Below are 18,748 nucleotides of genomic sequence, written 5' to 3' on the forward strand. Positions count from 1 at the left end.
AAATAAAAATGAGACAAGGCGGCAACGCCCGCCGTGTACGGATAGTACATAAGGGCGTTGGCAACGCCGTATCATTGCAATTTTAATCCACTATAATTTATTTGCCGATGGTGACGCGCTTGATGATGACCGGTTTGACGGGGACGTTTTGATGGAAGCCGCGTGTCGCAGTCGGGGTTTTGCTGATTTGCTGCACGACATCCATGCCCGAAGTCACTTTGCCGAAGACGGCATAGCCGTAGCCTTGCGGGGTTTTGTTTTTGAAGTCGAGGAATGCGTTGTCGGCAGTGTTGATGAAGAACTGGCTGGTGGCGGAATTAGGATCGCCGGTACGCGCCATGGCGATGGTGCCGACGGTGTTTTTCAAGCCGTTGTCCGCTTCGTTGTTGATGGCTTTATCTGTGGCTTTTTGGGCAAGGTCTGCGGTAAAGCCGCCGCCTTGGATCATGAAGCCGTCGATAACGCGGTGGAAGACGGTGTTGTCGTAAAAGCCTTTGCGGGCGTAGTTGACGAAGTTGGCGACGGTTTTGGGTGCTTTGGTTTCGTCGAGCGACAGGCTGATGTTGCCCATATTGGTTTCGATGACGGCGTGTGTCTCGGCTTGGGCGTTGAAGGCTGCGGCAAGTGCAAGGGCGGCGAAAGTGAGTTTGAGGGTTTTGTTCATTTGAGTGTTTCTCGTAGTGTGAAAATCAAACGTTATTATCGCGGATTTTATGTGAAATCTCTAAAAGGCGTTGTGAAATATTTTAAGGTCGTCTGAAAACGGATACAGCAAACTTCGTTTTCAGACGACCTTTTGTGTTGCGCAGCGGCTTATTGTTTGGCGGCTTCGATTTGGATGTCGATGCGGACGTTTTTGGTCATGCCTGCATCAACCAGATAGTCCACGCCCCATTTGGTGCGGTCGATGGTGGTGCTGAAGTCGCCGCCGCACACTTCGGTTTTCGCCATTGGGCTTTGGTAGCAGTTGAATTTTTCGGCTTTGAGTTTGACGGGGGCGGTTTTGCCGTGCATGGTCAGGTTGCCGTCAACGGAGAGCAGTTTTTTGCCGTTGAAGTTGAACTTGGTGGAAACGAAGCGGATGTTCGGGTATTTGGCAGCGTCAAAGATGTCGGCAGATTTCAGGTGGTCGGTAAAGTGTTGCGAACCGCTTTGCAGGTTGGCAACGGGAATGGTAATGTCGATTTTGCCGGTGCGTTTGGCTTGGTCGAAATCGACGGAGCCGGTCAGACCGTAGAAACCGCCGACGTTGGTACTGGTGTTGAAATGGTCGATGGCGAAACGGGCGTTGGCGTGGTGTTCGTCCACTTTGTAAGTGGCGGCGGAGGCAGTACCGATGGCTGCTGCTGCGAGTGCGGCGAAGATGATTTTTTTCATGATTCTTGTCCTTTGTGTGAGGTTGTAAAGACGTTTATCTTAACATAGGAAAGAATGCATATCATTTCTTACGGGTGAACGGTGGATTTACTTGGGTTTGATGATGGGGTCGTCTGAAACCTGAGAAGGGTAATATTAATCAAAAAAGCGCGGTGTTATCCGCGCTTTTGGTTTTCAGACGACCTTTTACAAGGCGGCGAGTACTGCGTCGCCCATTTCGGAGCAGGAAACGAGTTTCGTGCCTTCTTCGTAAATGTCGCCGGTGCGCAAGCCTTGTTGCAGCACTTTTTGGACGGCGTTTTCGACTTGTTGCGCGCGGGCTTCGTCGTTCAGGCTGTAACGCAGCAGCATGGCAAGCGAGAGGATGGTAGCCAGCGGGTTAGCTTTGTTTTGTCCGGCGATGTCGGGTGCGGAGCCGTGTGACGGTTCGTACAGGCCTTTGCCGTTTTCGTCCAGGGAGGCGGAGGGCAGCATACCGATGGAGCCGGTCAGCATGGAGGCTTCGTCGGAGAGGATGTCGCCGAAGATGTTGCCGGTGGCGATGACGTCGAATTGTTTGGGCGCGCGCACGAGCTGCATGGCGGCGTTGTCCACATACATGTGGGAGAGTTCGACGTCGGGGTATTGTTTGCCGATTTCTTCAAAGATTTCGCGCCACAGTTCGGTGGTTTCCAAGACGTTGGCTTTGCCGACGGAGCAGACTTTTTTGCTGCGTTTTTGGGCGGATTGGAAGGCGACGTGGGCGATGCGGCGGATTTCGCTTTCGCTGTATTTCATGGTGTTGTAGCCTTCGCGTTCGCCGTTTTCCAAAACGCGGATGCCGCGCGGTTCGCCGAAGTAGATGTCGCCGGTGAGTTCGCGCACGATGAGGATGTCGAGGCCTGCGACGATTTCGGGTTTGAGCGTGGAGGCGTTGGCAAGCTCGGGATAGAGGATGGCGGGGCGCAGGTTGGCAAACAGGTTTAAGTCTTTGCGGATGGCCAATAGTCCGCGTTCGGGGCGCAGCGGGCGGTCGAGGTTGTCGTATTGCGGGCTGCCGACTGCGCCGAGCAGGACGGCATCGGCTTTGCGGCAGAGGTTTTGTGTGAATTCGGGATAGGGATGGCCGTATTCGTCGTAGGCTTCGCCGCCTAGTGGGGCGTATTCGTAGCTGGCGTCCAAGCCTTGGGCGATGAGTTTGTCGAGTACGCGGACGGTTTCGGCGACGATTTCGGGGCCGATGCCGTCGCCTCGGAGGATGGCGATATGTTTGGTCATGGCAAAATCCTTATGAGGGTTTGGAAAAGGGGAGGTCGTCTGAAAACGGCAAAGCGTTTTCCATTTGTAAGGATGGTGTTTTCAGACGACCTTTTGTGTCTGTTTGCAGGTCGGTTTGCTTGAACGAGGCTGATTGTACCATTGCGGCATCGAGAAAGCCGCTTGGAAATCATGCGGGCGGATTCTTCGGGAACGCGATGGGCAGCCAAGTTTTACATTAGTTGCGAAGGGTTGAAGGAAATCAGTAGCGTTCTGCTTCGATACGGATTTTAAAGACGGCTTTGCGTATGGACTTTTCGTCGCCCACCAACGGGGCGTGCGCGTCGTTGGGAAAGAAGAGGGCGAACTCGCCCGGTTGGAGCGTGAGCCAGGTTTCCGGTTCACAGTCGAAAAATTCGATGTCGCGCTTTTCGTCGTAGCCCAAACCGTTTTTCAGACGACCCCTGTCTATCCAGCCGTAGGTTTCTTCCCCGCTGATAGGAACTTGGATATCGATGTGTTTCAAATGTGCTTCGGGCTTGGCTTCGGCTTTGCTCCTCATCGGTTCGCTGCCGACAAAAAGGCGGATATTGGGGTTTGCGCACGGCACTTGTCCGTCGGGCAGGGCGGCGAAATCCAGCGTTTGCAGCAGGTGGACGGCATCGGCAAAGTCGGGGTGCAGCGCGGCGTAGCGAGCGGCGTTGGTGATGGTGTCGGTAATCATGGTTTTTGATTGGAAAGGTCGTCTGAAAAAGCATTCCTTACTGGATGGTTTTTTGTAAATCTAAAGTGGCAGCATAATGTTCGGCAATGGGGATAGGCTTGCGGCTGACTTGGTCGATGTCGTCACCTTCTTCGGTAAATAAAAATGGAAAGAACGTATAAACATTGTCGCCACTCAAATTGCGGATTTCTTCGCGCCAATTTTGCCAACGTAGGTTTTCATAATACATCTGCAGGTCGCCTACTAATGCCCAATGCAAAAAATCGCCATAGCCTTTTTCGCAATCTTCCCATTCGAGAGTATCTGGCGGGAGGTAGAACACATTGCCGGGTGTGCCGTCCAATCCGCCGCCGTTGATGGCAAAGTAGCCGCCTGCGGCGTCATCGGCAATCAGGTAATAGGGCGCGGGCGCGGCAGGTTCGGATTGTGTGCGGCCGAGATTCCAGCTTCCCAGTCCGCGAGGCAGTTTTGCGCTGCCCGAACCCAGTATCCGCAACCAGCCGTCGTCAATCAGGATGCCGCCGGTTTCATAAACGACCGCACCCATAAATGAACGTGTGGTTACTTGTGTTTTTAAGAGTTCGACTTCTGCAGCGGCAGAGTCGCGCGGCAGGATTTCTACGGGATGGGCAGCTTCAGAAAGCCACTCTTGAATCAACGGCCATGCGGGGTCGGCGGTATTGATGAGTTCGGATAATGTTTTCATTTGGGATCAATTGAAAATGAGCGGAGCAGGCTTCTATTCTCTGCATTTGGTCTGACGCACAAAAAACAGGCAGCCTGCACAATCATTGTAGGCTGCCTGCTGTTTTAACCGTTAAACAGCCAAGGCTGGCTTTGGCGGCGTTTTTCTTCGAAATCGCGGATTTCGTCGGCGTGTTGCAGGGTTAGTCCGATTTCGTCCAAGCCGTTTAAGAGGCAGTGTTTGCGGTGTTCGGTAATGTCGAATTTGAACGTTTCGCCGCTTGGTGTGGTCAGGGTTTGTTCGGCAAGGTCGATGGAGAGTTGATAGCCTTCATTGGCCTCGACTTCTTTGAAAAGCTGGTCGACTTGTTCTTCGGTTAACACGATGGGCAGGAGGCCGTTTTTGTAGCAGTTGTTGAAGAAGATATCGGCGAAGCTGGGGGCGATAACGGCACGGAAGCCGTAGTCGTCCAATGCCCAAGGGGCGTGTTCGCGCGAGGAGCCGCAGCCGAAGTTTTTGCGCGTCAACAGGATTTGCGCGCCTTGGTAACGCGGCTGGTTCAGCGAGAAATCGGGGTTCAGCGGGCGTTTGCTGTTGTCCATACCCGGTTCGCCGTGGTCGAGGTAACGCCATTCGTCAAAGGCATTGGGACCGAAGCCGCTTCGTTTGATGGATTTTAAAAATTGTTTGGGGATGATGGCGTCGGTATCGACGTTGCTGCGGTCGAGCGGGGCGACGATGGCGGTGATTTTGGTAAAGGCTTTCATGTCAGATTCTTATAGGAATAATGTGAAAAAATGATGGTTGTTTGGCGGGTTGGATTAACGTGTGCTGTGCAAACCGATTCGGTTGCCTTCTGTATCTTCGATAAAGGCGGCAAAGCCGTTGGCGATGGGGAATTTCCCCTGCAACAATTTACCGCCTGCCGAAACGGCTTTTTCTGCGGTCTCGGCACAATCCGGACAATTGAAGAATATGGTTGTACCGCCGTGGCTGGGTTGGGCGTTGCTGTCGTGCCAAATCATGCCGGCAGTGCCGTGTTGCGTGTAATCGGCTGGGAAAATGATGAAACGGAAGTCGTTACCGCCGATGTCTTGCAAAGGTTTGCCGAAGACGGATTCGTAAAATGCTTTGGCTCGATCCAAATCTTGGGCATGTATGCCAAACCAGCTTGACGGATTACTCATGGTTCTTTCTTTGCATGGAATGCTGAAAATTTCAGTTGTATTACTAATGTAGGGTTAGAGGTCGTCTGAAAAAAGGGTTTGGATTTTCAGACGACCTCGGCTGCCGGTTTATTCGGTAGCGGCTTCGATTTTGCTGCCTACATTGCTCATTCCGCGGCCTACGGCGTTGCCGCCTTTTTTAACGGTTTCCTCGGTCTTGTCGGCTACGTGCTCGGCAGTTTCTTTGGTTTTGTCCCAGTTGCGGCTGGTGTCATCTTTTGCTCCGGACCAAGTGCTGGAACAGGCAGACAAGATGAAAGCTGCGGCAGCCAATGCAAAAAGTTTTTTCATAATGGATTCCTTTCAAGTGATAAATGATTGAAAAGGTTTCAGACGTTTTGCGCAACGATGGGGAGATTTGCTTGAGCAACGTATCGTTTTCAGACGACCTCTATTGATGAGATCGTCTGAAAGATTATGCCATGGTGCGGATATCGGTAAATTTACCGTTGACCGCAGCGGCAGCAGCCATAGCAGGGCTGACAAGGTGCGTGCGCCCGCCGTTGCCTTGGCGGCCTTCGAAGTTGCGGTTGGAAGTGGAGGCGCAGCGTTGACCCGGAGTGAGGCGGTCGGCGTTCATGGCGAGGCACATTGAGCAGCCCGGTTCGCGCCATTCGAAACCGGCGTCGATGAAGATTTTGTCTAAGCCTTCCTGTTCCGCCTGCCGTTTAACCAAGCCGGAACCGGGAACGATTAACACGCGCTGTACGTTGTCGGCTTTTTTACGGCCTTTGGCGACGGCGGCGGCCTCGCGCAAGTCTTCAATGCGGCTGTTGGTGCAGGAACCGATGAATACGATGTCGACGGGGATTTCGTTCAGTGGCGTACCGGCTTCCAAACCCATGTATTCGAGGGCGCGTTCCATGCCGCTGCGTTTGACGGGATCGGTTTCTTCGGCAGGATTCGGTACTTTGCCGCTGATGTCCAAAACCATTTCAGGCGATGTGCCCCATGTTACTTGTGGTTCGATGTCTTCGGCTTTGAAACGGTATTCTTTGTCGAATACTGCGCCTTCGTCGGAAACCAGCGTGCGCCAGTATTCGACGGCTTTGTCCCATGCTTCGCCTTTGGGTGCGAAGGGTTTGTCTTTAACATAGTCGATGGTGGTTTGATCGACGGCAACCATGCCGGAGCGCGCTCCTGCTTCGATCGCCATGTTGCACAGGGTCATGCGGCCTTCCATCGAAAGGCTGCGGATGGCTTCGCCACCGAACTCGATGGCATAGCCCGTGCCGCCTGCCGTGCCGATTTGTCCGATGATGTAGAGGGCGACGTCTTTGGCGGTAACGCCCGGTTTCAGACGACCTTCAACGGCAATCAGCATGGATTTGGATTTTTTCGCGGTAATGCACTGGGTTGCCATGGTGTGTTCGACTTCGGAAGTGCCGATACCGTGTGCCAGCGCGCCGAACGCGCCGTGGGTAGAGGTGTGCGAGTCACCGCAGACGACGGTCATGCCGGGCAGGGTCGCGCCTTGTTCCGGACCCATGACATGAACGATGCCCTGACCTTTATCCATGAACGGGAAGTAGGCGAGTGCGCCAAACTCTTTGATATTTTTGTCCAAAGTATCGACTTGCAGCTTGGAAATCGGGTCTTGGATGCCTTTGTCCCAATCGCCGGTCGGGGTGTTGTGGTCGGCGGTGGAGACGACGCTGTCGATACGCCACAGCTTGCGTCCCGCCATTTTCAGACCTTCAAATGCCTGCGGGCTGGTGACTTCGTGCACTAGATGACGGTCGATGTAAAGCAGGACAGTGCCGTCTTCTTCTTCGCGGACGACGTGGCTGTTCCAGAGTTTGTCGTAGAGGGTTTGTGCGCTCATGATGGGGTTATCTTTGCTTATTAATAATAGGGGTAGATGGTTTGTTTTGATGGGCGGATTTTAGGCTTTTTACAGGGGTAGTGCAATAGAAATTTGTCTAATTTCTACATTTTCCCGTAAAAATCTAAAAATAACTTTCAAAAATTGGACAAATTGTAGAATTGTTGACAAAAAGAGGTATTTTATTTGAAACAATGCTTGTCGTACCGCCTAAAAAAGCACTATCATTTCCATCCGTATCCCACATCCGACAACAGAGGTATAGAGAATGAAATTACCGGTTATGGCTGCCGAACATCTGTCGCAACTTCAGGCGTTTGAAGCGAAAATCTTGTGCAACCACGCCAAAATCGAAGCATGGTTCCGTTCGCAATGGAACGCGCACCGCCCGCCGTTTTACGGTTCGGTCGACATCCGCAATGCCGGTTACAAAATTTCGTCTATTGATATGAACCTGTTTCCCGGCGGTTTCAACAATCTGAATCCGAATTTCATCCCGCTGGCGGCAGTTGCGGCGCAAGATGCGGTACAACGTGCCTGCGAAACGGCAAAATCCGTATTGATTATTCCCGAAAACCATACCCGCAACACGTTTTACCTGCAAAACGTTTACGCACTCAGCGAGATTTTGCGCTCGGCAGGGTATGAAGTCCGTTTGGGCAGCCTGAATCCGGAAGTTACCGAGCCGACTGAGTTTGAAACCGCGTTGGGCGATAAAATCCTGCTGGAACCTTTATTGCGTACCCGCGAGCGCGTCCATCTTGCCGACGGCTTCTCGCCTTGCGTCGTCTTGTTGAACAACGACTTGTCCGCGGGCGTTCCCTACATTCTCAAAGACATCAGCCAAACCGTATTGCCTCCGCTGCACGGCGGTTGGACGACGCGCCGTAAAACAGAACATTTCAGCGCATACAACCAAGTCGCCGCCGAATTTGCCAAGCTGATTGACATCGACGAATGGCGGATTAACCCGTATTTCGAAAAAATCGGCGGGTTGGACTTCCAAGAGCGCGAAGGCGAAGACGCGTTGGCGGAAGCGGTAGAACGCGTGCTGGCGAAAATTCAAGCCAAATACGACGAATTGGGCATTACCGACCAGCCTTTCGTGATTGTCAAAGCCGACGCGGGTACTTACGGCATGGGCGTGATGAGCGTCAAATCCGCCGATGAAGTGCGCGGGCTGAACCGCAAAAACCGCAACAAAATGGCGAAGGTGAAAGAAGGCTTGGAAGTCAGCGAAGTGATTGTCCAAGAAGGCATTTATACCTATGAAACCATGAACGGCGCCGTGTGCGAACCCGTCGTTTATATGATGGACCGTTTCGTTATCGGCGGCTTCTTCCGCGTACACGAAGGACGCGGCGCGGACGAAAACCTCAACGCCGGCGGCATGGTGTTCGTCCCGCTGTCCAACAGCATTCCCACCGGCAGCGGCGACAACTCCCAAGAAGCCCCCGAAGCCTGCAAACGCGTATTTGAACAATGGGACTCGCTCGGTATGCCGCGCTCCGAAAAAGACTGCGACGTGGACAACGAACACAACCGCCTCTACGTTTACGGCGTAATGGCTCGTTTGTCGCTGCTTGCCGCCGCACTTGAGTTGGAACAAACCGCCCCGTAAAGGATTACTTAAAATAGTGAAAGGTCGTCTGAAAACCATAGTTTAAGTTTTCAGACGACCTTTTTATGTGGGCAGGTAGGAATAGCAGACAATCATTAAAGCAACAAGCCGCGGATGGTACGGACAGTACGGTAGTTGCGGCGAAAAATCAGTTTATTCGCCATATGATTCAAAAGGGATGCAAAAAGCCCGAAAAGCGCGGTTTTATGCTAAAATTCCCATCTATTTTTGCCATACGAAATAAAGAAAACCATGACCGACGCAACTATCCGCAACGACCATAAATTCGCACTCGAAACCCTGCCCGTCAGCCTTGAAGACGAAATGCGCAAAAGCTATCTCGATTACGCCATGAGCGTGATTGTCGGCCGCGCGCTGCCCGATGTGCGCGACGGTTTGAAGCCGGTGCACCGCCGCGTGCTTTACGCCATGCACGAGCTGAAAAACAACTGGAATGCCGCCTACAAAAAATCGGCGCGTATCGTCGGCGACGTCATCGGTAAATACCATCCGCACGGCGATTCCGCGGTTTACGACACCATCGTGCGCATGGCGCAGGATTTTTCGATGCGCTACGTCTTAATCGACGGTCAGGGCAACTTCGGTTCGGTTGACGGCGACGGCGCCGCGGCCATGCGTTATACCGAAATCCGCATGGCGAAAATCGCCCACGAAATGTTGGCGGACATCGAAGAAGAAACCGTCAATTTCGGCCCGAACTACGACGGCAGCGAACACGAACCGCTGGTGTTGCCGACCCGCTTTCCCGCGCTGTTGGTCAACGGCTCGTCCGGTATCGCCGTCGGTATGGCGACCAACATCCCGCCGCACAACCTCACCGACACCATCAACGCCTGTCTGCGTCTTTTGGACGAACCCGAAACTGAAATCGACGAATTGATCAACATCCTGCAAGCCCCCGATTTCCCGACCGGCGCAACCATCTACGGCTTGAGCGGCGTGCGCGAAGGCTATAAAACCGGCCGCGGCCGCGTCGTTATGCGCGGTAAAACCCATATCGAACCGATAGGCAAAAACGGCGAACGCGAAGCCATCATCATCGACGAAATCCCGTATCAGGTGAACAAAGCCAAGCTGGTGGAAAAAATCGGCGAACTGGTGCGCGAAAAAACGTTGGAAGGCGTATCCGACCTGCGCGACGAATCCGACAAATCCGGTATGCGCGTTGTTATCGAATTGAAACGTAACGAAAACGCCGAAGTCGTTTTAAACCAACTCTATAAACTCACCCAGCTTCAAGACAGTTTCGGCATCAACATGGTTGCTTTGGTTGACGGTCAGCCGCGCCTGTTGAACCTGAAACAGATTTTGGCAGAATTCCTGCGCCACCGTCGCGAAGTCGTTACCCGCCGCACCTTGTTCCGCTTGAAAAAAGCGCGTCATGAAGGCCATATCGCCGAAGGTAAAGCCGTTGCACTGTCCAATATCGACGAGATGATTCGCCTCATCAAAGAATCCGCCGACGCGCCCGAGGCCAAAGAAAAACTGCTGTCCCGCGCATGGCGCAGCGGTTTGGTGGAAGACATGTTGAGCCGTACCGACCTCGACCTGCGCATGGCGCGCCCCGAAGGTCTGCCTGCCAACCTCGGCTTGCAGGAACAAGGCTATTATCTGAGCGAAATCCAAGCCGACGCCATCCTGCGCATGAGCCTGCGCAACCTGACCGGCCTCGACCAAGAAGAAATCGTCGGCGACTACAAAAACATCATGGCAAAAATCATCGACTTTTTGGACATTTTGGCGAAACCGGAACGCATCACCCAAATCATCCGCGAAGAATTGGAAGAAACCAAAACCAATTTCGGCGACGAACGCCGCAGCGAAATCAACCCGTTCGGCGGCGACATTGCCGATGAAGACCTGATTCCGCAACGCGAAATGGTCGTTACCCTGACTCACGGTGGCTATATCAAAACCCAGCCGACCACCGACTATCAGGCGCAGCGTCGCGGCGGGCGCGGCAAACAGGCGGCGGCCACCAAAGACGAAGACTTCATCGAAACCCTGTTCGTTGCGAACACGCATGACTATTTGATGTGTTTCACCAACCTCGGCAAGTGCCACTGGATTAAGGTTTACAAACTGCCCGAAGGCGGACGCAACAGCCGCGGCCGTCCGATTAACAACGTTATCCAGTTGGAAGAAGGCGAAAAAGTCAGCGCCATCCTCGCCGTGCGCGAGTTCCCCGAAGACCAATACGTCTTCTTCGCCACCGCACAAGGCATGGTAAAAAAAGTCCAGCTTTCCGCCTTCAAAAACGTCCGCAGCCAAGGCATCAAAGCCATCGCGCTCAAAGAAGGCGACTACCTCGTCGGCGCCGCGCAAACCAGCGGCTCGGACGACATCATGCTGTTCTCCAACTTGGGTAAAGCCATCCGCTTCAACGAATACTGGGAAAAATCTGGTAACGACGAAGCGGAAGATGCCGACATCGAAACCGAGATTTCAGACGACCTCGAAGACGAAACCGCCGACAACGAAAATGCCCTGCCAAGCGGCAAACATGGCGTCCGTCCGTCCGGTCGCGGCAGCGGCGGCCTGCGCGGTATGCGCCTGCCTGCCGACGGCAAAATCGTCAGCCTGATTACCTTTGCCCCCGAAGCCGCTCAAAGCGATTTGCAAGTGCTGACCGCCACCGCCAACGGCTACGGCAAACGTACCCCGATTGCCGATTACAGCCGCAAAAACAAAGGTGGACAAGGCAATATCGCCATCAACACCGGCGAGCGCAACGGCGATTTGGTCGCTGCAACCCTAGTCGGCGAAACCGATGACCTAATGCTGATTACCAGCGGCGGCGTCCTCATCCGTACCAAAGTCCAACAAATCCGCGAAACCGGCCGCGCCGCAGCAGGCGTACGCCTGATTAATCTGGACGAAGGCGAAACCTTGGTATCGCTGGAACGTGTTGCCGAAGAAGCGGAAGATGAAAATCCCGAGGCGGAAAATCCGGAAGGCAATGAAGCCGAGAACACCGTATCGGATATTGAAGGTGGCGAAGCGTAAATCAAGCTTCCGATTGACCGGAGCCGATTGGCAGGGGCGTCTGAAACGATAGGTTTCACGATATTAAGAATATCGGCTGAACGATTGCCTGTTCATCGTTTCTATTTCAATAGAAAGAGTGGTTGAGCAGGCAATAAACCAAATGGTTTCAAAATTGGTTTTTTAATATACCCGCCCTGTCTCAGCCTTCTTTCAGATTTTCGATAATTTATTGATATAGTGGATTAAATTTAAATCAGAACAAGGCGACGAAGCCGCAGACAGTACAGATAGTACGAAACCGATTCACTTGGTGCTTCAGCACCTTAGAGAATCGTTCTCTTTGGGCTAAGGCGAGGCAACGCCGTACTGGTTTAAAGTTAATCCACTATAAATCTAAAAAATGGAGAAATCATGTCAACTTTATCCGATAAAATCATCATGGTAACCGGCGCATCCCAAGGTTTGGGCGAGCAGGTTGCCAAGGCTTATGCGGCGGCCGGCGCGACCGTCATTTTGGTGGCGCGTCATCAAAAGAAGTTGGAAAAAGTTTATGATGCCATTGTCGATGCCGGCTATCCCGAACCCTTTGCCATCTGCTTCGACTTAATGAGCGCCGAAGAAAAAGAGTTTGACCAATTTGCCGCAACCATTTCCGAGGCGACCGGCGGACGTTTGGACGGTATCGTGCATTGTGCCAGCTATTTCTATGCACTTTCTCCTTTGGATTTCCAGACCGTATCGGAATGGGTCAACCAATATCGGATCAATACCGTTGCGCCGATGGGTTTGACACGCGCAATGCTGCCTTTGCTCAAAGCTTCTTCCGATGCTTCCGTGATTTTTGTCGGAGAAAGTCATGGCGAAGATCCCAAGGCTTATTGGGGTGGGTTCGGCGCGTCTAAAGCCGCGTTGAATTATTTGTGCAAAGTCGCTGCCGACGAGTGGGAACGTTTTGACAACCTGCGCGCCAATGTTCTGATTCCGGGTCCGATTAACTCGCCTCAACGCATCAAGTCCCATCCGGGCGAGTCGAAAAGCGAACGTAAAAACTATACCGACGTATTGCCGCAGTTTGTGTGGTGGGCAAGTCAGGAAAGCAAAGGGCGCAGCGGCGAGATTGTGTACCTCTAAGTTTGAACGGTAACGCGGCAAAATCATCATTTGATGAATGCCGCGTTTTGATTTTCAAAACATTATTGTTGTATCAGGCAAGCAATGCAAAAGGTCGTCTGAAAAATTTCAGACGACCTTCTGCTATAAACAGACTGCTAGGGCTGCCAATCCAAGAAGTTACGCAACAGCAACAATCCTGCGTTGTGGCTTTTTTCCGTGTGGAACTGGGTGGCGAACACATTGTCTTTGCCGACGATGCAGGCAAATTCGTGCGGATATTCGCTGGTAGCAAGGATGGTTTCGGGGTCTTCGGGGGCGAAGTAGTAGCTGTGGACGAAGTAAAAGCGCGTTTCTTGCCCGATGTCTTTAAACAGCGGGTGCGGGCGGGTTTGGCGTACTGTATTCCAGCCCATGTGCGGCACTTTCAGACGACCTCCGTGTCCATCGGTTTGATTGGCGGCGAAGCGTTTGACCCTGCCTTTAAACCAGCCCAGTCCGGCAGTATCACCTTCTTCGCTGTGTTCGAACAATAATTGCGCGCCGACGCAGATGCCGAAAAACGGTTTGTTTTTCAATCCGTCTTCCACTGCCTCGCCCAAACCGCTTTGCCGCAGCGCCGCCATACAGTCGGGCATCGCGCCCTGACCGGGGAAAATGATTTTGTCGGCAGCGAAGATGTCTTCGGGGCGGTCGGTCAGATAAATTTCAGCAGCTTTGCCGGACAAGGCTTGCGCGGCCTGTACGGATTTGAGGACGGAATGCAGGTTGCCCATGCCGTAATCGACAATAGCGGTTTTCATGTTTTCTCCTTAGTTTTGGATAACGGGGCAAGGCGGGGAAGGGCATTGCGATGGTAATGATTTTATAGCAAACCCCGAACGCGGAAAATCGTTGCGTTGAGCGGCGGTGAGGGTGGGGCGGCACTATATATGTTATAGTGGATTAAATTTAAATCAGGACAAGGCGACGAAGCCGCAGACAGTACAGATAGTACGACAAGGCGAGGCAACGCCGTACTGGTTTAAAGTTAATCCACTATACAAAGCCAAGTTTGAAAACTTGGCTCTTTATATCGTTTACAGGATGATGGGTCGTCTGAAATAGGCAACTGAAAGAGAAAACCTTGTTTCAGACGACCTTTTCCATATTACTCAATCTTCACCCGTTTCAACCTCAACGCATTGCCCAACACCGACACCGAGCTTGCCGCCATTGCCGCGCCTGCGATGACGGGGTTTAAGAAGCCGAGAGCGGCGAGCGGGATGCCCAAGATATTGTAGAAGAAGGCGAAAAACAGGTTTTGTTTGATGTTTTTCAAAGTCGCTTGCGACACCAGCAGGGCATCGGCGAGCTGGTTGACCGAATGCTGCATCAGCGTGGCGGACGCGGTGTGTTCGGCAACGTCCGCACCGCCTTTCATGGCGAAACTGACGTTGGCGGCGGCGAGGGCGGGCGCGTCGTTGATGCCGTCGCCGACCATCGCCACGGTTTTGCCGGCGGCTTTGAGTTTTTGCACTTCGGCGGCCTTGTCACGCGGACTCATGTTGCCGAAGGCGTGTGCGATACCCAGTTGTTTGGCGACGTATTCGACCGTGCCTTGGTTGTCGCCACTCATGATGTAAACGTCGATGCCGTGTTTTTTCAGACGACCTATGGCTTCGGCGGTGTCGGTTTTCAATGCGTCGGCAAGCGCGAATGCGCCGATGGGTTTGCTGTTGGTGGAAACGGCGACAATGCTTGCGATGCGCCAGACGTCGTCTGAAAGGTTTTCAGGCAACTTTAATTCGGCAAAATCAAGTTTACCCGCTTTCACCAAACCCACGCCTTCAACTTCGGCGGTAATGCCTGCGCCGACGACGGTTTGCGCGTTTTGTGCGGCGGGAATGTCCAAGCCGCGTGCTTGGGCGGCGGAGACGATGGCGCGGGCGAGCGGGTGGGCGGCGTTTTGTTCAACAGCGGCGGCAATGCGGTACAAAGCGTCTTCGTCAAAGCCGCTGTCGGGAACGCAATAAACGGCGGCAACCTGTGGCCTGCCTTCGGTCAGCGTGCCGGTTTTGTCCAATACGACGGCATCGACGTGGGCAGCTTCTTCCATCGCCGCCGCGTCTTTGAACCAAATGCCGTGTTTCACCGCTTTGCCCATGCCGACCATAATCGCGGCGGGCGTCGCCAGACCGAGCGCGCACGGGCAGGCAATCACCAAAACGGCAACGGCGTGCATCAGCGCAACCGTCCAATCGCCTTTCACCAGCCAAGTGGCGATAAAAGTCAGAAGTGCGATGCCCACGACGGCAGGCACGAACACCGCCGCTGCCTTGTCCGCCACGCGCGCAATCGGCGCTTTGCTGCCTTGCGCTTCGGACAGCGCGTTCATCATGTCGCCGAGCAGGGTTTGGCTGCCGAGCTGCGTGGCGCGGTACACCACGCTGCCTTCGGTCATCAGCGCGCCCGCCAACACTTTGCCGCCCGCCTTTTTCTCTTCGGGGTTGGATTCGCCGGTGAGGTGGCTCTCGTCCGCCCAGCCGCTGCCGCTTTCGATAATGCCGTCGGCGGCAATGCGTTCGCCGTGGTTGGCTCGGATTAGGTCGCCGATTTGCACTTGGTCGATGGGCAGTTGTTTCCATTCGCCTTCGCGTTGCACGTTGACTTGGGTCGGCGTGAGTTTCAGCAGCAAGCCCAAGCTGTTCAGGCTGGATTTTTTGGTGCGGTGTTCCAAAAATTTGCCCAGCGACACAAAACCAATCACCATCACGCCCGCTTCAAAATACACATGCGCCATGCCGTGCGCCGCGTGCGGGCTGAAAAACAACATATAGACGGAATACAGGTAAATCGATACCGTGCCGATGGTAACGAGCACGTCCATATTCGCCAGCCCGCCTTTAATGCTCGCCCACGCGCTTTTGTAAAACGGCACCGCCAGCCAAAGCTGCACCACGCTCGCCAGCGCAAACTGCCACAACGGCGGCAGCATCCAATCGTGCCGCCCGAGCATCATCCCTGCCATGCCGATAAGGAACGGAATATTGATGGCGAACAGCAGCCACAGCCGCCAGCTTACATGCGCGGTTTCTTCAGGCTGAGGCAGCGCGTCTTCCGTCTTCTCCTTTGCGCCGTAACCGGTTTTCTCGATGATTTTGGCGATGTCGGCGGCGGAGGTTTGGCTGTCGTCAAACACCACCTGTGCCTCCTCGCTGGCGAAGTTCACTCCCGCCGATTCGACAAAATCTTTTTTGTTCAACACTTTTTCAATGCGCGAAGCACATGCCTGACAGGTCATGCCTTCGATTTGGAAACGGACTTTTTGTTGCATGGTTTCTTCCTTCTGAATGTGGTTGGGCTACCTGAAAAAAGCGGAGCAGGGTTTTCAGGTAGCCTTTGGGGTGTTGCAGTCGATTTGTTGCGATTCGATTTACAAAGCCGCATCAAAGCCGCCGTCTTCCACCGCTTCTATCAGCGCGGCGGGGTTGGTTTGGGCGGGGTCGAATTCCACGACGGCGTTCTTGTTTTCCAGGCTCACTTCGGCCTTGTCCACGCCGTTTACGCCTTCGAGGATGCTGGTAACGCTTTTCACGCAGCCGCCGCAGGTCATGCCTTCGATGTTTAATGTGATGGTTTGCATAGGGTTTCCTTTCTGTTGGAATGAGGCTGAGGTTTTAAAGTCCGTTGCAGCCAAAGCTTTCAGGTAGCCTGAAATGATGGGTCTGCTCTTGCTTTCCCGCTAAGTGCCACCACTATAAAGCTTCACCCGAAGTAAAGGTCAAGCATCATGATGAACATCAGCCAGGCCGCGGCCGAGAGCAGCCTTTCCGCCAAACAAATCCGCGACTACGAAAAGCACGGCCTAATCGCCCCGGCCGCGCGCAGCGAAGCGGGCTACCGCCGCTACGGACAGGCCGACCTTGCCCGGCTGCGCTTTATCCGCCATGCGCGGGAAGTGGGCTTTTCGCTGCCGCAGATCGGGCAGCTTTTGAGCCTGCAACACAACCCGCAGCGCACCAGCCGCGAAGTGAAAACGCTCACCGCGCGGCACATCGCCGAGCTGGAAGCCAAAATCGAACGCTTGCAGGGCATGGTGGCCGAGCTGCAACGCTGGCACGATGCCTGCGCGGGAGACGACTGCCCGGATTGTGCGATTTTGGCCGGGCTGGAGGAGCGTTAGGCGGCTTGGGGCCAATACACATGAGTGCAACCACCTGTTGCCTTTGTTGGAAGGCATTGCCGAAGGGAAGGTACGACCGTCTATGCCGATAAAGGCTATGACAGTAAGGAAAACCGGCAACATCTGAAAGAACATCAGTTGTTGGACGGCATTATGCGCAAAGCCCACCGCAACCGTCCGCTGACGGAAGCGCAAACCAAACGTAACCGCTATTTGTCAAAGACCCGTTATGTGGTCGAACAAAGCTTCGGGACGCTGCACCGTAAATTCCGCTATGCCCGGGCAGCCTATTTTGGTCTGCTCAAAGTGAGTGCGCAAAGCCATCTGAAGGCGATGTGTTTGAACCTGTTGAAAGCGGCTAACAGGCTAAGTGCGCCTGTTTGCGCCTAAAAGGCGGCTCGGATGCCTGATTATGGGGTATCCGGGGAGGATTAAGGGGGGTATTTGGGTAAAATCAGGAGGTATTGGGGGAGGGAAATAGCCGAAAACCTGTGTTTGGGTTTCGTCTGTCGGGGGAAGGGCTTTTTTGCAAAGGTCTCTGCTCATAAAAAAACTGCACCTTGTGAGTTGGAGGGGATGTGTCCAACTTTTGGGGTGCAGTTCAAAAGAGGAGGGCGGTTTTCAGACGACCTTTTTGAGTTGGCGAAGTGCTGTCTTGCCATCCGATTCAAATCTTTCCCAAGCGATATCTGATGCCGAGGCGGCAGGTTTTCAATTAAGCCGCGCCAAATTCCGTTAATTTCCATTAAAGGTCGTCTGAAAGCCTTCGGTGTCATACTTTCTCGGTTATAATAGCCGGCTTCTTCAATCTGACCCTTTTTCGGAAATATATCATGGCATTTGCCTCGCTTTTCACCCTTTTGGACGATATTACCGCTGTCTTGGACGACGTTGCCCTGATGACCAAAATGGCTGCCAAGAAAACGGCGGGCGTGGTCGGCGATGATTTGGCGCTTAATGCGAATCAGGTTACCGGCGTGTCGGCGGAACGCGAGCTGCCGATTATTTGGGCGGTGGCGAAAGGTTCTTTGGTGAACAAGCTGATTTTGGTGCCGCTGGCTTTGCTGCTGTCTGCCTTCTTGCCGAAGCTGATTACGCCTTTATTGATGATAGGCGGGATTTATTTGTGTTTCGAGGGCGTGGAAAAGCTGCTGCATAAGTTTTTACACCGCCACGAAGCGCATGAAGACGAGGAGGCTGCCGCCGAAACGCTGGACGAAAAAACCAAGATTAAAGGCGCGATTCGTACGGATTTCATCCTGTCTGCCGAAATCATTATTATTGCTTTGGGCGTGGTCGAAAAATACGAGCTGATGACCCGTTCGCTGGTGATGGCGGCAATCGGCATCGGTATGACCGCTTTTGTGTACGGTTTGGTCGGCATTATCGTCAAACTCGACGACTTCGGTATGCTGCTGATGCGTCAAAAAAGCACGGGCATCCAAACGGTCGGACGCGGCTTGATTGCCTTTATGCCTTGGTTCATGCGCGGTTTGAGCGTGGTGGGTACGCTTGCCATGTTCCTTGTCGGCGGCGGTCTGATTACCCACAACTTGGGCTTTTTGCATGATTTCTTACACGCGCAACATTGGGACAGCGGCTTGATGGAGCATATCGCCAACCTTGCCGTCGGGCTGATTGCCGGCGCCGTCGCCTGCGCTGTTGCTCTGCCATTGATGAAGCTGTTTCAAAAACACTAAACAATCGATACGTCGTCTGAAAATGGTTTAACTTTGTTGAAGCTGTATTTTCAGACGACCTCTTATTTTC

The 18,748-nt window shown here is 53.5% G+C and carries 18 protein-coding genes and 1 pseudogene; 6 read left to right on the plus strand and 13 right to left on the minus strand.

Features of this window, described 5'->3' with window-relative positions:
- Window positions 1–97: 97 nt before the first annotated feature.
- The 10 genes from HMPREF1051_RS05300 to leuC form a co-directional block, all read right to left on the minus strand.
- On the minus strand, window positions 98–664 hold the full coding sequence (locus HMPREF1051_RS05300; RefSeq protein WP_003765470.1) for a peptidylprolyl isomerase: 567 nt from the start codon (window positions 662–664) through the stop codon (window positions 98–100).
- Between the two features lie 149 nt (window positions 665–813).
- Window positions 814–1,377, minus strand: coding sequence for a YceI family protein (locus tag HMPREF1051_RS05305; protein WP_003765464.1), 564 nt, complete (start codon window positions 1,375–1,377; stop codon window positions 814–816).
- 186 nt (window positions 1,378–1,563) lie between these two features.
- Entirely contained in the window at window positions 1,564–2,634 is a 1,071-nt protein-coding gene (gene leuB, locus HMPREF1051_RS05310; RefSeq protein WP_003765488.1) for a 3-isopropylmalate dehydrogenase, read from the minus strand.
- Between the two features lie 10 nt (window positions 2,635–2,644).
- Window positions 2,645–2,776: a hypothetical protein gene (locus HMPREF1051_RS15450; protein ID WP_003765453.1), complete on the minus strand. Its 132-nt coding sequence runs from the start codon at window positions 2,774–2,776 to the stop codon at window positions 2,645–2,647.
- Window positions 2,777–2,875: 99 nt separating this feature from the next.
- The gene (locus HMPREF1051_RS05315; RefSeq protein ID WP_003765492.1) at window positions 2,876–3,337 is read right to left on the minus strand and encodes a YhcH/YjgK/YiaL family protein; all 462 of its coding nucleotides are present in this window, start codon (window positions 3,335–3,337) and stop codon (window positions 2,876–2,878) included.
- Window positions 3,338–3,374: 37 nt separating this feature from the next.
- Complete coding sequence (locus tag HMPREF1051_RS05320) at window positions 3,375–4,043, minus strand: DUF2625 domain-containing protein (RefSeq protein WP_003765515.1); 669 nt, start codon at window positions 4,041–4,043, stop codon at window positions 3,375–3,377.
- Window positions 4,044–4,147: 104 nt separating this feature from the next.
- Window positions 4,148–4,789 (minus strand): 3-isopropylmalate dehydratase small subunit, encoded by a 642-nt coding sequence (gene leuD / locus HMPREF1051_RS05325; protein WP_003742170.1) that lies wholly within the window; start codon window positions 4,787–4,789, stop codon window positions 4,148–4,150.
- 54 nt (window positions 4,790–4,843) lie between these two features.
- Window positions 4,844–5,209, minus strand: coding sequence for a VOC family protein (locus tag HMPREF1051_RS05330; RefSeq protein WP_003765521.1), 366 nt, complete (start codon window positions 5,207–5,209; stop codon window positions 4,844–4,846).
- Between the two features lie 108 nt (window positions 5,210–5,317).
- A complete protein-coding gene (locus tag HMPREF1051_RS05335; protein WP_003765475.1) occupies window positions 5,318–5,539 on the minus strand; it encodes a hypothetical protein in 222 nt (73 codons plus the stop codon).
- Between the two features lie 124 nt (window positions 5,540–5,663).
- On the minus strand, window positions 5,664–7,073 hold the full coding sequence (leuC, locus tag HMPREF1051_RS05340) for a 3-isopropylmalate dehydratase large subunit (RefSeq protein ID WP_003765512.1): 1,410 nt from the start codon (window positions 7,071–7,073) through the stop codon (window positions 5,664–5,666).
- A 268-nt stretch (window positions 7,074–7,341) separates the two neighbouring features.
- Between leuC and gshA the strand changes: the two genes are divergently transcribed.
- The 3 genes from gshA (at window position 7,342) to HMPREF1051_RS05355 (ending at window position 12,834) form a co-directional block, all read left to right on the plus strand.
- The gene (gene gshA / locus HMPREF1051_RS05345; protein WP_036492022.1) at window positions 7,342–8,694 is read left to right on the plus strand and encodes a glutamate--cysteine ligase; all 1,353 of its coding nucleotides are present in this window, start codon (window positions 7,342–7,344) and stop codon (window positions 8,692–8,694) included.
- A gap of 252 nt (window positions 8,695–8,946) precedes the next feature.
- On the plus strand, window positions 8,947–11,721 hold the full coding sequence (gene gyrA / locus HMPREF1051_RS05350) for a DNA gyrase subunit A (protein WP_003765478.1): 2,775 nt from the start codon (window positions 8,947–8,949) through the stop codon (window positions 11,719–11,721).
- A gap of 393 nt (window positions 11,722–12,114) precedes the next feature.
- Complete coding sequence (locus tag HMPREF1051_RS05355) at window positions 12,115–12,834, plus strand: SDR family oxidoreductase (protein ID WP_003761605.1); 720 nt, start codon at window positions 12,115–12,117, stop codon at window positions 12,832–12,834.
- Between the two features lie 137 nt (window positions 12,835–12,971).
- Here HMPREF1051_RS05355 and hisH read toward each other — a convergent pair whose 3' ends face one another.
- The 3 genes from hisH to HMPREF1051_RS05370 form a co-directional block, all read right to left on the minus strand.
- Window positions 12,972–13,616: an imidazole glycerol phosphate synthase subunit HisH gene (gene hisH, locus HMPREF1051_RS05360; RefSeq protein ID WP_003765462.1), complete on the minus strand. Its 645-nt coding sequence runs from the start codon at window positions 13,614–13,616 to the stop codon at window positions 12,972–12,974.
- A gap of 347 nt (window positions 13,617–13,963) precedes the next feature.
- A complete protein-coding gene (locus HMPREF1051_RS05365) occupies window positions 13,964–16,129 on the minus strand; it encodes a heavy metal translocating P-type ATPase (protein WP_003765507.1) in 2,166 nt (721 codons plus the stop codon).
- 99 nt (window positions 16,130–16,228) lie between these two features.
- A complete protein-coding gene (locus tag HMPREF1051_RS05370; protein ID WP_003674677.1) occupies window positions 16,229–16,438 on the minus strand; it encodes a heavy-metal-associated domain-containing protein in 210 nt (69 codons plus the stop codon).
- Between the two features lie 147 nt (window positions 16,439–16,585).
- On the opposite strand from HMPREF1051_RS05370, the gene cueR reads away from it, so the two are divergent.
- The 3 genes and pseudogenes from cueR to HMPREF1051_RS05385 all read left to right on the plus strand — a co-directional run bounded on the left by cueR (window position 16,586) and on the right by HMPREF1051_RS05385 (window position 18,678).
- Window positions 16,586–16,978 carry a Cu(I)-responsive transcriptional regulator gene (gene cueR / locus HMPREF1051_RS05375; protein ID WP_009311410.1) on the plus strand — a complete coding sequence of 131 codons (393 nt, stop codon included), beginning with the start codon at window positions 16,586–16,588 and terminating at the stop codon, window positions 16,976–16,978.
- Between the two features lie 10 nt (window positions 16,979–16,988).
- Window positions 16,989–17,368 (plus strand): annotated as a pseudogene (locus tag HMPREF1051_RS05380) (transposase); the annotation flags it as partial.
- Window positions 17,369–17,811: 443 nt separating this feature from the next.
- Window positions 17,812–18,678 (plus strand): DUF808 domain-containing protein, encoded by an 867-nt coding sequence (locus HMPREF1051_RS05385; protein WP_003765458.1) that lies wholly within the window; start codon window positions 17,812–17,814, stop codon window positions 18,676–18,678.
- The last annotated feature ends 70 nt before the right edge of the window (window positions 18,679–18,748 follow it).

The organism is Neisseria sicca VK64, from assembly GCF_000260655.1.
GTDB classification, from domain to species: domain Bacteria; phylum Pseudomonadota; class Gammaproteobacteria; order Burkholderiales; family Neisseriaceae; genus Neisseria; species Neisseria sicca_B.

Bases quoted from the DNA above. Each gene is read 5' to 3' on its own strand.
- HMPREF1051_RS05300 (WP_003765470.1), bottom strand. From the start codon at position 664: ATGAACAAAACCCTCAAACTCACTTTCGCCGCCCTTGCACTTGCCGCA.
- HMPREF1051_RS05305 (WP_003765464.1), bottom strand. From the start codon at position 1,377: ATGAAAAAAATCATCTTCGCCGCACTCGCAGCAGCAGCCATCGGTACT.
- leuB (WP_003765488.1), bottom strand. From the start codon at position 2,634: ATGACCAAACATATCGCCATCCTCCGAGGCGACGGCATCGGCCCCGAA.
- HMPREF1051_RS15450 (WP_003765453.1), bottom strand. From the start codon at position 2,776: ATGGTACAATCAGCCTCGTTCAAGCAAACCGACCTGCAAACAGACACA.
- HMPREF1051_RS05315 (WP_003765492.1), bottom strand. From the start codon at position 3,337: ATGATTACCGACACCATCACCAACGCCGCTCGCTACGCCGCGCTGCAC.
- HMPREF1051_RS05320 (WP_003765515.1), bottom strand. From the start codon at position 4,043: ATGAAAACATTATCCGAACTCATCAATACCGCCGACCCCGCATGGCCG.
- leuD (WP_003742170.1), bottom strand. From the start codon at position 4,789: ATGAAAGCCTTTACCAAAATCACCGCCATCGTCGCCCCGCTCGACCGC.
- HMPREF1051_RS05330 (WP_003765521.1), bottom strand. From the start codon at position 5,209: ATGAGTAATCCGTCAAGCTGGTTTGGCATACATGCCCAAGATTTGGAT.
- HMPREF1051_RS05335 (WP_003765475.1), bottom strand. From the start codon at position 5,539: ATGAAAAAACTTTTTGCATTGGCTGCCGCAGCTTTCATCTTGTCTGCC.
- leuC (WP_003765512.1), bottom strand. From the start codon at position 7,073: ATGAGCGCACAAACCCTCTACGACAAACTCTGGAACAGCCACGTCGTC.
- gshA (WP_036492022.1), top strand. From the start codon at position 7,342: ATGAAATTACCGGTTATGGCTGCCGAACATCTGTCGCAACTTCAGGCG.
- gyrA (WP_003765478.1), top strand. From the start codon at position 8,947: ATGACCGACGCAACTATCCGCAACGACCATAAATTCGCACTCGAAACC.
- HMPREF1051_RS05355 (WP_003761605.1), top strand. From the start codon at position 12,115: ATGTCAACTTTATCCGATAAAATCATCATGGTAACCGGCGCATCCCAA.
- hisH (WP_003765462.1), bottom strand. From the start codon at position 13,616: ATGAAAACCGCTATTGTCGATTACGGCATGGGCAACCTGCATTCCGTC.
- HMPREF1051_RS05365 (WP_003765507.1), bottom strand. From the start codon at position 16,129: ATGCAACAAAAAGTCCGTTTCCAAATCGAAGGCATGACCTGTCAGGCA.
- HMPREF1051_RS05370 (WP_003674677.1), bottom strand. From the start codon at position 16,438: ATGCAAACCATCACATTAAACATCGAAGGCATGACCTGCGGCGGCTGC.
- cueR (WP_009311410.1), top strand. From the start codon at position 16,586: ATGATGAACATCAGCCAGGCCGCGGCCGAGAGCAGCCTTTCCGCCAAA.
- HMPREF1051_RS05385 (WP_003765458.1), top strand. From the start codon at position 17,812: ATGGCATTTGCCTCGCTTTTCACCCTTTTGGACGATATTACCGCTGTC.